We start from the raw sequence: 13,831 nt of genomic DNA on the forward strand, positions 1-13,831 counted from the left end.
TTAAAATAGCGAGTATAACTACCTACCGTTCGGTAGCTAAAAAATTAAATAGATAAATAGTTAATAGTGCACTCTTATGAATAAACAAATCAGCTTGAAAATAATCACCTCTCTTGCCATCATTGTAGCGCTTGGCCCTGCAGCGATTGACATGTATTTGGCCTCAATGCCAAATATGGCAACAGACCTCAATACCTCCTACGCCACCACGCAAGTCACGTTGACCGTCTTTCTTATCTTTATGGGTTTAGGACAGCTGGTATTTGGTCCTGTATCTGATGCCATAGGGCGAATAGCACCATTATTTGCAGGCTTGTTGGCGTATATTGGCGCTTCAGTATGGGCGATGTGGTCACAAAGTATTGAAAGCCTAATCTTTGCCCGCATTTTGCAAGGTCTTGGCGCATCGATGGCTATCGTAGTGGTGATGAGCATGGTACGTGATCTCGTCGATGGATCAAAAGCTGCACAAATTTATGCTTTATTAAATACCATTGTGGCACTAGGCCCAATCGTCGCGCCAGCAATCGGCGGTATCGTCGGTGCGCATTATGGTTGGCGCGGCGTTATGTTTATTCTGGCGGTGTTAGGTATGATCGTACTGATTAATACGCTGTTGAATATCAAAGAAACCTTGCCAAAAGACAAGCGCATTCAATTAAATATAAAAAACATCAGCAGCATTTATGTTGGCATATTAAAGAACAAAACCTTTGTTTTTAACCTATTTGCGCTATCTGCGGTGTATTTCTTTTTGTTTGCCTACATCGGTGGTTCTGCTTATGTTTATCAAACCGACTACGGTCTTAGCCTAGAGCAATTTGGTTTTGTCTTTGGCTTGACCAGCATCAGTTTAATTTTAGGCGCTTCTTCTACCGCTTATTTGGTCAAAAGAATATCAGCATCACATTTGGCATTAATCGGTGCCGGTGTCATGATGCTCGGTAGTGCCGTATGTATCGTCGCTTATCTGCTATCGATGGGTTTGGTCGGTATTGTCATCGGCATAGCATTGGGATTGTTTGGTCTCGGCGTATTAGAAGCGACGTTGATGGCGATTGCAATGGACTCACAGCGTAGCGCTTTGGGTTCAAGCGCGGCTTTATTGGGCGCCATTCCTATGTTACTCTCATCCACTGCCACACCCATCGCGGGACAACTGGTCCAGAATAACACCTTATATTGGCTAATTTTGCTAGGTGCCATGGGACCAATTATTTTAGCATTGGTCTATCTCGGTTCTAGAAGCTTAAAACCTTATACTACTGTCGCCACAACATCATTAGAGGAGGCTTATGCAAAGCCATAAACCACGCTCAAACGCTAAGCAACGTATTATTGATGCCGCGTTTGAGCCTTTCTTTATGTACGGCTACGAGGGCGCATCACTCAGTGATATTGCCAAGGCTGTGGGTATCCGCAAAGCCTCTCTCTATACGCATTTTGTCAGTAAAGAAGCCATATTTTTGGAGTTACTACAAGATGCACTTGAGTCAGAATGTACATTTATTAAATCATGCTTTGCGACGGTTAGTGAATTTCCTGCTCCCGGTGAAGCGTATTGCCATGCTTTTAAAGCGCGTTACGAAAGCGCGATTACCTTACGGTTTTTAATTCGCATGGCCTATGCCGCACCTGTGCTTCTGACTGATACCAGTGCGGCAACTTTTAACGTTTATATTGAGGTACTGACGGAACAAATACAGCTGGCTCTACAGCCTTATCAGCTAGACTCTGAGCAGCTAGAGCTGTATAGCGATGCTTATCTAGGCGTGATTGATAGCTTAAGTGTGGAGCTTCTGTATGCAGAAGGCTTATATGAGCGCCGTTTTAAAGCCATGCTCATGCTCTACCATACTTCTATTGAACAGCTCGATAAAAAATAGATTTTTAAATCTAAGTTGCTTTTATTGATGGTTGTTTGGACATCACTTGCTAATGATGACTGAGTTCGCCTATCATATAGCTGAGCTGCTTAAACACGAACTACTTCAACAGTAGCTCAACGCTATTAGAATTACTTTCAAATCTATACAGTGCGACTAGGATGAGTTTTTCGTAGCCTCTGTGATAACAGCAAGCAAGGAAAATTTATACCAGTCGCACACAGCTATAACGTATCGCTTTTATTTTTAACTGACTATATCTGAATTTTATATTTATTATTAAAAAATAAACCTTGTCGGGGTGCTTTGATTTTGGCGTTTTAAGTATAATCAAAATCATGGCTGAGAGTTACCCGCGAACCTGATGCAGTTAGCACTGACGTAGGAAACAAGCGTGTCGATATATAAGTCACATTTACTTTATATTTTGCCAATCTATTTAAATTAGACTGGCAAATTTTCTGTGCCCTATCTCTTCTCGTTTTCTGTCATTTGCTTGCTCGCGTTTTATAAAAGTAAATAAAAACTATGGATTACCAAACGCTACGTCACAATTGCCCGTCATGGGATGACTATATTCAGCATGATTTCGTCAAGCAATTGGCGGCAGGTACGCTCGCCCCTGACAGCTTTCGTCACTACCTCATCCAAGACTATTTATACTTAATTCACTATACCCGCGTGATGGCGCTAAGCGTCTATAAGAGTGACACGCTGGCACAAATGCGCGTCGGTCAAGCAGGTATCAACGCCATGCTCGATATGGAAATCGGCATGTATCTGGATTTCTGTCGTCAGTGGAATATACCACTTGATGAAGTAGAGAGTGCTGCTGAATCTGCCGTAACCATCGCCTATAGCCGCTATATATTAGACGCTGCTATGTCAGGCTCACTGGCCGAGCTATATGCTACGATTGCGCCTTGCTTGATGGGTTATGCTGAAATTGGCAAGCATATCAAAGAGCAAGGTTTTATCACGGGCAACCCTTACCAGCCATGGATTGATGTGTTTTCCAGTGATGACTTTCAAGTAATTACCGCGCAAAATGAAGCGCAGATTAATACGCTGTTAGCCGATGCTAGCCCTGCTCAAACAGACAAATTTCAACGGTTATTTAACACTGCCGCGCGTATGGAAGTTAATTTTTGGCAACAGGCGTTAGATTTATCATAGCCTGTACTTTCATATTCAAAAATCCGACTAATTCCTCAATATAATAACCAACATACTCAAGGAGAGACTTAATGGCCGCATTCGATGAACACGCAAGCGCGTATGACAGCTGGTTTTTTGACAACCAAAACTTACTGACCAGCGAGCTAAAACTGGTTGCCTATTTCTTAGATAAAGACAGCGAAATATTGTCTATCGGCTGTGGTAGCGGACTTTTCGAATCATTGTTAGCCAAAGATTACGGCATTCATATCACGCACGGTATCGAGCCATCAAAAGACATGGCAGAAGTTGCTGAAAAGCGCGGCTTACAAGTAGATATCAGCCCTGCGGAAACCTGTGAGATTGAGCCCAATAAGTTTGACATCATCATGTTTAATGGCAGCGTCAGCTATATCAATGACTTAGATACCTGTATTAAAAAGGCGTTTGATGCTTTAAAGACTGGCGGTAAGCTTATCCTGATTGATGTGCCAAAAGAAAGCGGCTTTGCTAGCTTATACAATTTGGCCAGCTCGTTAGACACGTGGGAGCATCCATTACTCGAGCACATCTCCCCTGCTGACCCTTATCCTATCGAACTCGTTAAATCAGCAAACTGGCGTACCTCTGATGAGAAAATCGCGCTAATGCAAGCCAATGGTTTCGTCGATTTTGAATATGCGCAGACCCTATTGACCCATCCTATGTATGCCAATGACAAAGTACAAGACGTCATCGAAGGTTATGATCGCGGCGATTATGTGGCGGTATGTGCTTATAAAAAATAACGGTTTTAATATGAGTTATCACTATCAAAACACTTGAATAATATGCTTAATGCCCTTATAAATGGTGAATAAAGCGCTTATCCACGTAACTCATATTTCAATAAATAATAAGGACCACATCATGACTGATGATCCAAAAGACACTGGCAACCTAAACATCGAAAATCAAGGCAGTAATCCAAATCAAACGCCTAAAAGAGAAGTCAAAGTGACAGAATTGGTCGCCAATGACGGTGTTTTAAAAGGCAAAAAAACCGATGTGCAAAATCCTGAACTGTGGCAGTTCCCGATGAACTACCCACTCAGCATCATCGGTCATGAAGGCGAGCATGATAACTTACTCAATGAAGTGAAGCTTATCCTTGGTAGCCAGTTTCCAGAGTTTGATTTAGCGTCTATGGAAGTTAAACCATCAAAAACAGGACGCTTCCATTCGGTACGTGCCAATTTATACTTGACCACCGTTGAGCAAGTAAACACGCTTTATGCGTCACTCGATAATGCAAAAACCGTACGCATGGTCGTCTAACGACAGTTTTATCAATTTAAGAAAAACCAGCCCGTTTTTCGTCCGAATCGTCACTCATATGGGTGGCGATTTTTTATTGTCTGGGGTACAATCTCCACCCGAAATATACGCACTATTCAGCAGATTTGTGCTCGTTAATTTAGCCAACAATAAAAAGCAAATCCGCGCCATTTTTTACAAAACTTTTATTATTTTTCTTATTGGCGTCTAACCCTTATCCCATCGTCCTTTGCCAAAATTCGGACACGCTTTACCCTCTGGTCAACATAGTTTGCCGCTAAAATCAATATAGCATTTTGAAAATTTTCCCGCTATATTGTGTCCACCTACTAACAAATACGCTATATGTAGTGCTCAGTGATTTCAACCATCACTATGAGCAATGGCATCGTTTTGCCTAAAAAAACACTCTGCCGTGACAGGATGTTATAGCGTAATAAAGATAGCGTGATAAAGAATGCCCGCCGGTATTAACCGCGCCGCATTACTATAAGTAACACTATAAACATCATTATAAATTAATTGCCAAGCAATCAACTTACGAGGTCAGCATGACACATATCGATAAAATCCAAGTAACCAAACGTGATGGACGTTTAGAGCCTATTGATTTAGACAAGATTCACAAGGTTATCGAGTGGGCTGCTCATGATTTAGATAATGTGTCAGTATCACAAGTGGAGCTAAAGTCGCACATTCAATTTTATGAAGGTATCAAAACTCGTGATATCCATGAGACTATCATCAAGTCTGCCGCTGACCTTATCTCTGAAACCACGCCTGACTATCAGTATTTAGCCGCGCGTTTGGCCATCTTCCATTTACGTAAGATTGCTTATAATAAATTCACCCCGCCGCATCTGTATGATCATGTCAAAAAGCTAACTGATGCTGGTAAATACGATCAGCATATCCTAGCCGATTATAGCCGTGCTGAATTTGATGAATTAGAAGAGTATCTTGACCACTGGCGCGATATGACTCTTGCGTATGCTGCCGTTGAGCAAATGGCGGGCAAATACTTGGTACAAGACCGCGTCAGCAAGACCGTTTATGAGAGCCCGCAGTTCTTATATATGCTGGTCGGTATGTGTCTATTTGCCAGCTATGAAAAGTCAGAGCGTCTCAATTATGTGAAGCGCTTCTATGATGCGACCTCACAATTCAAAATATCTCTACCTACGCCTATCATGTCAGGTGTGCGTACGCCATCGCGCCAGTTTAGCTCGTGCGTGTTGATTGAATGTGGTGATAGCCTAGACTCTATCAACGCTACCACCAGCGCCATCGTACGCTATGTGTCTCAGCGTGCTGGTATTGGCATTAATGCTGGTCGTATCCGCGCCCTTGGTAGCCCAATCCGTGGCGGTGAAGCCCAACATACTGGTTGTATCCCATTCTACAAACTGTTCCAGACTGCGGTGAAATGCTGCTCACAAGGTGGCGTGCGTGGCGGTGCAGCGACGTTATTTTACCCATTATGGCATTTAGAAGTTGAGTCGTTATTGGTACTCAAAAACAACCGCGGCGTCGAAGACAACCGTGTCCGTCATATGGACTATGGCGTTCAGTTAAATAAGACCATGTATACCCGCTTGATTAAAGGTCAAGATATCTCGCTATTTTCACCAAGCGACACCCCGGGCTTGTATGATGCGTTCTTCGAAGATCAAGACAAATTCGAAGAGCTATACACCAAGTACGAAAATGACCCAAGCATTCGTAGCCGTCAAATTCCAGCAACTGAGCTGTTTAGTCTGATGATGCAAGAACGCGCCAGCACCGGTCGTATTTACATCCAAAACGTCGACCATTGCAATACCCATAGCCCATTTGATGCGACAGTTGCGCCGATTCGCCAGTCAAACCTATGTATGGAAATCGCCCTACCAACCAAACCACTTGATAACATCAATGACGAAACTGGTGAAATCGCCCTTTGTACGCTATCAGCGGTCAACTTGGGTAAAGTTGAAAACGTTAGTGATATCGAAGAGCCAGCAGAATTAATCGTCCGCGCCCTTGATGCCCTGCTCGACTATCAAGACTATCCAGTAAAAGCAGCTGAAAATGGCAGTATGCGTCGCCGTACCTTAGGTGTGGGCGTGATTAACTATGCCTATTATTTGGCTAAAAATGGCGTCCGCTATTCAGACGACAGCGCGCTTGGTCTAACCCATCAAACGTTTGAAGCGCTACAGTACTACCTCTTGAAAGCGTCAAACAAATTGGCAAAAGAGCAAGGCGCGTGCCCTGCCTTTAATGAGACCACCTACTCACAAGGTATCTTGCCGATTGATACCTATAAAAAAGACTTGGATAAAATCTGCCAAGAGCCGCTACATCTCGATTGGGAAACGCTACGCACTGAGATCACCACTCACGGTCTACGCAACTCTACCCTAACTGCCTTGATGCCGTCTGAGACTTCTAGTCAGATTGCCAACGCGACTAACGGTATCGAGCCACCACGCGGTCTGGTCTCTATCAAAGCGTCAAAAGATGGCATCCTCAAGCAAGTCGTGCCTGAGATTGATAAGCTAAAAGATCAGTACGAGCTATTATGGCAAATGCCGAACAATGACGGTTACCTAAAGCTGGTTGCTATCATGCAAAAGTTCGTCGATCAAAGTATCTCTGCCAATACCAACTATGACCCAACGCGCTTTGATGGTCAGCGTGTACCGATGAAAGTATTGCTAAAAGACTTGTTGACGGCGTATAAGCTTGGCGTGAAAACTTTGTACTACCATAACACCCGTGATGGTGCGAACGATGCCCAAGCGGATATGGAAGATGATTGTGCTGGCGGTGCATGTAAGATTTAAGTAAGCGATGAATGGCGGGTTTGGCTTTTGGGTTAAATCCGCTGTTTGCTACTATGTCAGCTAATATGAAAAGGATTTTTTATGCTAGTTTCAGAATATACAGGCACAATGAAGATTGCTGATGTTGAGTTAGAGTGTGCTGTTCTTAACGATGGTAGACGGATAATTAAACATTCAGATGTATTTAAAGCATTAGGTAGAGAAAGTAGAGGTAATGCACGATTGCCAGATACACCTTCTTTTATGGATGCTAAAAACTTACAACCATATGTGTCTAGTGAACTTAATAATATAAAAGAGAAGATATCTTATCAGGACGAAAATGGCAGAAGCTTTCAAGGTTTTGATGCAATAATTATTCCATTGGTCTGTGAACTTTATATACTAGCAGACGAAGCTGGAACAGTAATTCATAAAAATCAGAAAGAGACAGTCATACAAGCGTCTATAATTATTAGATCATTAGCCAAAGTTGGCATTATTGCGTTGGTAGATGAAGCTACTGGTTATCAAAATATTCGTAAAGCAGAAGCTTTGCAGGCAATTCTTAATGAATATATAAGTAAAGATCTTATTGCATGGACTAAGACATTCCCAGATGAATATTATGAGCAGATCTTTAGGCTAAAGAATTGGAAATGGAGCACGTTCGATAGACCAGGTGTTGTTGGAAGATACACTAATGATATTGTATATGGTCGTATGGCAGCAGGATTAGTCGATGAGCTCAAAAAACTAAATTCAAGAGATGAGAAAGGTACTACAAAACATAGAGATCATCAGCATTTATCAGAAAATCAAGGCAGAAAAGCACTTGAAATGCATTTACATAGCATCATTGGTTTAATGCGAGCAGCTGATACTTGGGAGGAACTTATGTATTCAATTAATAAAGCCTATCCTAAAAAAGGTTCTATTGACGATTTATTTCCTGAGACTTTAAATCCAAGAAAAATACACTAACAAATCGTAGGATGCGCCCAGCGCACCGATGATATAGAAATTATGTTTAAAGGTGCGCGAGGCGCACCCTACAAAATATATAGATTAACAATTAAGACCTAATTTTCGTGCTAATATTAGCCCTATATTTAGAGCTTAATATTAGTAGAGAATGAATCATGCAACCAATATTTGCGACACAGACAGCCAGTATCTCAGAACTCAAGACCAACCCTTCGGCACTGATTAAACAGTCGGATGGTGAGTCTATTGCTATTTTAAATCACAATAAACCTGTCGCTTACTTAGTTTCCACAGATATGTTTGAGCGCATGATGGAAGCGATGGACGATATGGCATTAAGCCAAACGGTTAGCGCACGGATGAATGACGGGCAAACACCTATAAAGGTAACGTTGGATGACTTATAATCTTGAGTTTCATCCTCTCGCGTTAAAAGAATGGAAAAAGTTAGCGCCCAGTATTCAGCAGCAGTTTAAGAAAAAATTACAGCAGCGCTTAGCAAACCCTCGTGTTCCTGCGTCAAAACTCTCAGGACATACAGACGCCTATAAAATTAAATTACGCACCATAGGCTATCGTCTGGTTTATACCGTCAAAGATGACGTAGTGGTGGTTTATGTGCTAGCCGTAGGCAAAAGAGAAAACAATAAGGTATATGAAAGCCTTGTATCGCGCCAACCATAATTGAAACACACAAAGAATAAAAATGACGGAGGTCATAGACGTGCAATATACCGCAATCATCAAAGACGGTGGTTTGTTTATCCCTAACGTATTTTCCGACCTAAACGATGGTGGCTCGCATATCGTGCAAGTAGAAGTCGATATCGAGGAAGTTCGTCAGCAATTGAATAGCAGCGCAATGCCAAAGATGGACGCGCCAAAACAGGCAAAAAAACCAGTCAAGAAACCAACAAAAAAAGAAACACAGAAAGCCGCAGACATAGACTTAAGTACGCTGCGTAAGAGCGCTATCGATGAGCTAGAAGGATTGGATGATAGTGAGCTTAGCGAGATATTTAAAGCCTATATGAATGATGGACACGAACCAACACAAATATCACTAGAGAATTTATAATACAGAGCCTATAACCCATTTTGCTGATACTTTTAAAACCGCATTGTTAAAACCGCATATCCAATTTTAGATTAACCATTTGTATAACTTATAAAGGTGGCACGATGACTTACTCAATCTTTTCGCAAAAACCAAATAATGCTTTGCTCGAACCCATGTTCTTTGGTAATCCGGTCAACGTGGCGCGTTATGATCAGCAAAAGCACCCTGTCTTTGAGCAGTTGATTGAAAAGCAGCTGTCCTTCTTTTGGCGTCCAGAAGAAGTTGATGTGTCAAAAGACCGTATGGATTATGGCAATCTATCGTCACATGAGCAGCATATCTTTATCAGTAACCTAAAGTATCAGACGCTACTCGACTCTATCCAAGGTCGTAGCCCAAACGTGGTACTGTTGCCATTGGTGTCTATTCCTGAGCTTGAAACGTGGATTGAGACGTGGACGTTTTCTGAGACCATTCACTCGCGCAGCTATACCCATATCATTCGTAATATCGTCAATGATCCAGGTATTGTCTTTGATGACATCATGCAAAATGAGCACATTTTAGGGCGCGCTGCCGACATCGCTAAGTACTATGATGATTTGTACTACGATTCACAGCTCTACAATATGTATGGTGCTGGCACGCATACCATCAATGGCAAAGAAGTGACGGTTAGTTTGAAATCGCTGAAAAAACAGCTTTATTTATGCTTGATGGCCGTTAACGTCTTAGAAGCCATTCGCTTTTACGTGTCGTTCGCCTGCTCGTTTGCCTTTGCTGAGCGCAAGCTAATGGAAGGTAATGCCAAAATTATTAAGCTCATTGCTCGTGATGAGGCGCTACATTTAACCGGTACGCAGCATATCTTGAACTTGATGCGCAATGGCAGAGATGACCCAGAAATGGTCGATATTGCCTATGAGTGCTATCAAGAAAGCATTGATATCTTTACCAGAGCGGCTGAGCAAGAAAAAGAATGGGCGGGTTATCTGTTCAAAGACGGTTCAATGATTGGTCTAAACAAAGACATCCTTTGCCAATATATCGAATATATCACCAACTTACGTATGGAAGCGGTTGGCTTGCCAGTGGCATTCCCCAATTCTAAATCAAATCCGATTCCTTGGATTAATACCTGGTTGTCTTCTGACAATGTCCAAGTGGCACCGCAAGAGACAGAAATCAGCTCGTACTTGGTCGGTCAAATTGATTCAGACTTATCAGACAGCGATTTTGATGATTTTGAGTTATAGAGTAGAGTTGTAGACAATAGCTTTTTAAAGAGTATCGTTTAGAGATTCCAAAATGATAGGACATAAAAAAGTTAGGGATATAAATAGGATAAAATTATGACTTGGGTAATGACGAGTAAGAAGCAATTCTACTTGCATGATGACGAAAGTCTGCTCGATGGATTGCTACGCACCGGACATGATGTCAATTATCAGTGTAAGGAAGGCTACTGTGGCAGTTGCCGTATCAAGCGCATTGCCAGCTCACACGTTATTGATTATCCGTTTGAGCCACTTGCTATGATTGAAGAAGATGAAATCCTGCCCTGCTGCTGTCGCGTGCAAGGGGTGATTTATATCAATCATGAGTTAATAGAAAAATAGCTGCTAAATTAGTAAAGCTATTATTAAACATTAAAAGTCTAATAAAAAAAGCGCGTTATCTACAAGATAGCGCGCTTTTTTATTATTTATAACACTCTAAAACTGTTTGCTTAAACTTTATTTTATGGAGCATGCCGTTATAAATTTGCTTATAAAGGTGCGCCATCTCTTTCAAACAGCTGTAATAACTCTTCACGCATACGGTCACGCTCGGCTTCTGACATCATTGGCATCTCTTGTCTTTCACCTTGTAGATTCGGATCGCCCATACCGCCAAGCGTTTCATCCTGAATGACAACAGGGCGCGCCATCGGCTCTTGCGCCGGACGTTCCTCTAACAATATCTTCACTTGCGCGTTTTTACCGCGGCGTAAGATTTGCGCGTTTAATGTAGTATTCGGTGCTTTACGAGCGACATATTGAATCAAGGTATTGGCATCCGTCATCTCAATACCGTCAATCGTCAGGATAACATCGCCGATACGTAAACCGCTTTTAGCAGCAGGGCTCTTAGGAACGACGTTCAGCACTTCTACCCCAGTTGAGGTTTCTAGCTGCGTTGGGTCACGTAATTGTGACTGTATCTCAATCCCTAACCAACCACGGCTGACCTTACCGTCTTTAATAATAGCGTTCATCACTTGCTCAACGATAGCAGTAGGAATGGCAAAACCAATACCCATCGAGCCACCAGAACGTGAGTAGATAGCGGTATTGATACCAACCAATTCACCAAAAGCGTCAACCAATGCGCCACCCGAGTTACCCGGATTAATAGCGGCATCGGTTTGGATAAAGTCTTCAAACTTATTGACCCCAAGACCTGTACGTCCTGTCGCTGAAATAATACCTTGGGTTACCGTCTGTCCGACACCAAATGGATTGCCAATCGCCAATGTAACATCGCCAACTAGCGTAGGTTCTTTACGGAAGCCAAGTGGTGTTAGACCCGTCATATCGACTTTAATCACTGCCAAATCACTGTCTGGATCCGTGCCAATAAGCTTAGCACGGCTCTTGCGCCCATCATTAAAGGCCACAGTAATCTCATCCGCTTTTTCGATCACATGGGCATTGGTCACGATATAACCATCTTCTGAGACAATCACACCCGAGCCTAAATTGGTATTACCCTGCTCTTCTGAGGGTGCGCCGTGGAACTCAAAGAAGCGGCGCAGCACCGGATCATTCATATAAGGATGCTCGGCCATCGTTTGGGTGGTATAAATATTGACTACCGACTGTGAGGCGCGAGCAACGCCATTATGATAAGAAGAAATCGGTGCCGGTGTATCGGAAACAGGCGTCGACGCTTGCTGCTCAGCGGGCGTGGTTCTAGGTGGCTCCCATGCTTGCTCTGATGCCGTTTTCATACTCGTAAACAACCAGATAAATGCTGCAATCACTATCAGCAACAAAATCCAAGGTAACCATTTTACCAGACCAGCCTTGTCATTGGCGTTTCGAGATGACGACATATAAAAACCTCTATATTTTTGAAAACTATTTTTATAAAACCATTTTTATAAAATAATGAAGGGTGAATCAGCGAATACACGTCTAATCAATCAGATGTGATTAGAAATGATTAACGCCAGCTTGAATAATTTTAGGGTTATAAATTATATAGATTCAGGTATGCAAATTATAACTGGCAACACCGACAAATAGTAACGCATCGTGTACCGTTTCAGTTATTCGCCTTGTCTACTCTCTTACAGCACCATGCTAAAATAGCAATGATAAAGCCCTGATGATTTATAACATGTATCATTTATAGATAGGTGTTTTTATAAATAGATATTTTGATTATTTAACATACAAACTTCAACCATTTAAACAGTAAAAAATCGAAGCTATAATCGAAGCTGTAAAAGAGCAAAATAGTGAAAAGCCGCAATAATTATAAGGAAACTCTATGAACGAACATAATAGCTTAGCCGAACCTTCAAACCAACTTTCAAATACGACGATTAACGCTCAAGCCTTAACAGATTTTTGTGACGAATACCTATCAGCAGCAGCCTTTAAAGACTATGCGCCCAATGGTTTACAGGTAGATGGTGGTCGACCTATTCAGCGCATCGTTACTGGTGTCACTGCATGTGAAGCGTTGATTGATGCGGCGATTGCTGACAAAGCCGATGCCATTTTGGTGCATCACGGTTATTTTTGGAAAGGCGAGCCTGCACCCATAACCGGCATGAAAGGTCAACGTATCCGCAAGCTCATGCAACATGGTATCTCTTTGATTGGCTATCATCTGCCACTTGATGCCCATCCTCACATTGGCAATAACGCCAAACTGGCTGAGCAACTTGATATGACCATCATTAGCGCCCTTTATCCTAGCGAATCACATCCGGTTGGTAATATTGCCAATTGCACACCGCAGAATGCCCAAAGTCTTATTACGCAGATTACCGACGCGCTAGGACGCCTGCCACTGCATATCTCTGCTCATTATCAAACTTCAGATAGCAATCAATCTGATACGCAAAATAATAGACTTATTGAACGCGTGGGTATCTGTACCGGCGGCGCGCAAGATATGATTGAACAAGCGGCACTGATGGGCTGCGATGCTTTTATCTCCGGTGAAATATCAGAGCGTACCACGCATATTGCCCGTGAGCTTGGTATTGATTATTTTGCTTGCGGTCATCATGCGACAGAACGTGGTGGTATCCAGGCATTGGGCGATATCATTGCGCAGCAATTTGGCTTACCAGTGACTTTTATAGATATCGACAATCCAGCCTGATGATTAAGCAGTTTTAGTAAATTTTTCGTTGTTTTGGCACTAATTTTAAACGCAGTACAAGCATTTTATTTCCTATGGCAATCACTTTTTTTGACGCTTATTGTCAGTGAATTAATGAAAACGAGGCGGTTTTTTACCGTTTATAGTGCTATTGTTAAGTTTTATCGCTAATTTATTAACCCTACTTGAATAATATAGTAAATATCCGCATATTAGTACCTGAAGAAAGAATG

General features: G+C 42.2%; 14 protein-coding genes. 13 read left to right on the forward strand and 1 reads right to left on the reverse strand.

What is annotated here, in order from left to right; translation table 11 throughout:
* The first annotated feature begins 76 nt into the window (after window positions 1-76).
* The 12 genes from AC2FA3_RS08030 (at window position 77) to yfaE (ending at window position 10,834) form a co-directional block, all read left to right on the forward strand.
* Window positions 77-1,309 (forward strand): multidrug effflux MFS transporter, encoded by a 1,233-nt coding sequence (locus AC2FA3_RS08030; protein WP_490509132.1) that lies wholly within the window; start codon window positions 77-79, stop codon window positions 1,307-1,309.
* Entirely contained in the window at window positions 1,296-1,886 is a 591-nt protein-coding gene (locus AC2FA3_RS08035) for a TetR/AcrR family transcriptional regulator (RefSeq protein WP_201612335.1), read from the forward strand. The genes AC2FA3_RS08030 and AC2FA3_RS08035 overlap by 14 nt, the downstream gene beginning before the upstream one ends.
* Before the next feature lie 528 nt (window positions 1,887-2,414).
* The gene (gene tenA / locus AC2FA3_RS08040; protein WP_490509133.1) at window positions 2,415-3,062 is read left to right on the forward strand and encodes a thiaminase II; all 648 of its coding nucleotides are present in this window, start codon (window positions 2,415-2,417) and stop codon (window positions 3,060-3,062) included.
* A gap of 71 nt (window positions 3,063-3,133) precedes the next feature.
* Window positions 3,134-3,832 carry a class I SAM-dependent DNA methyltransferase gene (locus AC2FA3_RS08045; protein ID WP_490509134.1) on the forward strand — a complete coding sequence of 233 codons (699 nt, stop codon included), beginning with the start codon at window positions 3,134-3,136 and terminating at the stop codon, window positions 3,830-3,832.
* A gap of 121 nt (window positions 3,833-3,953) precedes the next feature.
* A complete protein-coding gene (locus tag AC2FA3_RS08050) occupies window positions 3,954-4,361 on the forward strand; it encodes a YbeD family protein (protein WP_490509135.1) in 408 nt (135 codons plus the stop codon).
* 551 nt (window positions 4,362-4,912) lie between these two features.
* Entirely contained in the window at window positions 4,913-7,189 is a 2,277-nt protein-coding gene (gene nrdA, locus AC2FA3_RS08055) for a class 1a ribonucleoside-diphosphate reductase subunit alpha (protein WP_490509136.1), read from the forward strand.
* Between the two features lie 81 nt (window positions 7,190-7,270).
* Window positions 7,271-8,152, forward strand: a complete 882-nt coding sequence (locus AC2FA3_RS08060; RefSeq protein ID WP_490509137.1) for a P63C domain-containing protein — start codon at window positions 7,271-7,273, stop codon at window positions 8,150-8,152.
* A 158-nt stretch (window positions 8,153-8,310) separates the two neighbouring features.
* Window positions 8,311-8,562, forward strand: coding sequence for a type II toxin-antitoxin system Phd/YefM family antitoxin (locus tag AC2FA3_RS08065; RefSeq protein ID WP_490509138.1), 252 nt, complete (start codon window positions 8,311-8,313; stop codon window positions 8,560-8,562).
* A complete protein-coding gene (locus tag AC2FA3_RS08070; RefSeq protein ID WP_201628580.1) occupies window positions 8,552-8,839 on the forward strand; it encodes a type II toxin-antitoxin system RelE family toxin in 288 nt (95 codons plus the stop codon). Before AC2FA3_RS08065 ends, AC2FA3_RS08070 begins: the two co-directional genes overlap by 11 nt.
* Before the next feature lie 22 nt (window positions 8,840-8,861).
* A complete protein-coding gene (locus AC2FA3_RS08075) occupies window positions 8,862-9,233 on the forward strand; it encodes a hypothetical protein (RefSeq protein ID WP_490509139.1) in 372 nt (123 codons plus the stop codon).
* 104 nt (window positions 9,234-9,337) lie between these two features.
* A complete protein-coding gene (gene nrdB, locus AC2FA3_RS08080) occupies window positions 9,338-10,471 on the forward strand; it encodes a class Ia ribonucleoside-diphosphate reductase subunit beta (RefSeq protein ID WP_201543078.1) in 1,134 nt (377 codons plus the stop codon).
* Window positions 10,472-10,567: 96 nt separating this feature from the next.
* Window positions 10,568-10,834: a class I ribonucleotide reductase maintenance protein YfaE gene (gene yfaE, locus AC2FA3_RS08085; protein WP_201543079.1), complete on the forward strand. Its 267-nt coding sequence runs from the start codon at window positions 10,568-10,570 to the stop codon at window positions 10,832-10,834.
* Between the two features lie 149 nt (window positions 10,835-10,983).
* On the opposite strand, the gene AC2FA3_RS08090 is transcribed toward yfaE, so the two are convergent.
* On the reverse strand, window positions 10,984-12,312 hold the full coding sequence (locus AC2FA3_RS08090) for a S1C family serine protease (protein ID WP_490509140.1): 1,329 nt from the start codon (window positions 12,310-12,312) through the stop codon (window positions 10,984-10,986).
* Between the two features lie 440 nt (window positions 12,313-12,752).
* On the opposite strand from AC2FA3_RS08090, the gene AC2FA3_RS08095 reads away from it, so the two are divergent.
* Complete coding sequence (locus AC2FA3_RS08095; RefSeq protein WP_490509141.1) at window positions 12,753-13,598, forward strand: Nif3-like dinuclear metal center hexameric protein; 846 nt, start codon at window positions 12,753-12,755, stop codon at window positions 13,596-13,598.
* The last annotated feature ends 233 nt before the right edge of the window (window positions 13,599-13,831 follow it).

This window comes from Janibacter sp. CoH_79_TC_3 (assembly GCF_058197955.1).

What these genes read in the sequence shown, in the direction of transcription:
- AC2FA3_RS08030 (WP_490509132.1), top strand. Translation starts at nt 77, where the DNA reads ATGAATAAACAAATCAGCTTGAAAATAATCACCTCTCTTGCCATCATT.
- AC2FA3_RS08035 (WP_201612335.1), top strand. Translation starts at nt 1,296, where the DNA reads ATGCAAAGCCATAAACCACGCTCAAACGCTAAGCAACGTATTATTGAT.
- tenA (WP_490509133.1), top strand. Translation starts at nt 2,415, where the DNA reads ATGGATTACCAAACGCTACGTCACAATTGCCCGTCATGGGATGACTAT.
- AC2FA3_RS08045 (WP_490509134.1), top strand. Translation starts at nt 3,134, where the DNA reads ATGGCCGCATTCGATGAACACGCAAGCGCGTATGACAGCTGGTTTTTT.
- AC2FA3_RS08050 (WP_490509135.1), top strand. Translation starts at nt 3,954, where the DNA reads ATGACTGATGATCCAAAAGACACTGGCAACCTAAACATCGAAAATCAA.
- nrdA (WP_490509136.1), top strand. Translation starts at nt 4,913, where the DNA reads ATGACACATATCGATAAAATCCAAGTAACCAAACGTGATGGACGTTTA.
- AC2FA3_RS08060 (WP_490509137.1), top strand. Translation starts at nt 7,271, where the DNA reads ATGCTAGTTTCAGAATATACAGGCACAATGAAGATTGCTGATGTTGAG.
- AC2FA3_RS08065 (WP_490509138.1), top strand. Translation starts at nt 8,311, where the DNA reads ATGCAACCAATATTTGCGACACAGACAGCCAGTATCTCAGAACTCAAG.
- AC2FA3_RS08070 (WP_201628580.1), top strand. Translation starts at nt 8,552, where the DNA reads ATGACTTATAATCTTGAGTTTCATCCTCTCGCGTTAAAAGAATGGAAA.
- AC2FA3_RS08075 (WP_490509139.1), top strand. Translation starts at nt 8,862, where the DNA reads ATGACGGAGGTCATAGACGTGCAATATACCGCAATCATCAAAGACGGT.
- nrdB (WP_201543078.1), top strand. Translation starts at nt 9,338, where the DNA reads ATGACTTACTCAATCTTTTCGCAAAAACCAAATAATGCTTTGCTCGAA.
- yfaE (WP_201543079.1), top strand. Translation starts at nt 10,568, where the DNA reads ATGACTTGGGTAATGACGAGTAAGAAGCAATTCTACTTGCATGATGAC.
- AC2FA3_RS08090 (WP_490509140.1), bottom strand. Translation starts at nt 12,312, where the DNA reads ATGTCGTCATCTCGAAACGCCAATGACAAGGCTGGTCTGGTAAAATGG.
- AC2FA3_RS08095 (WP_490509141.1), top strand. Translation starts at nt 12,753, where the DNA reads ATGAACGAACATAATAGCTTAGCCGAACCTTCAAACCAACTTTCAAAT.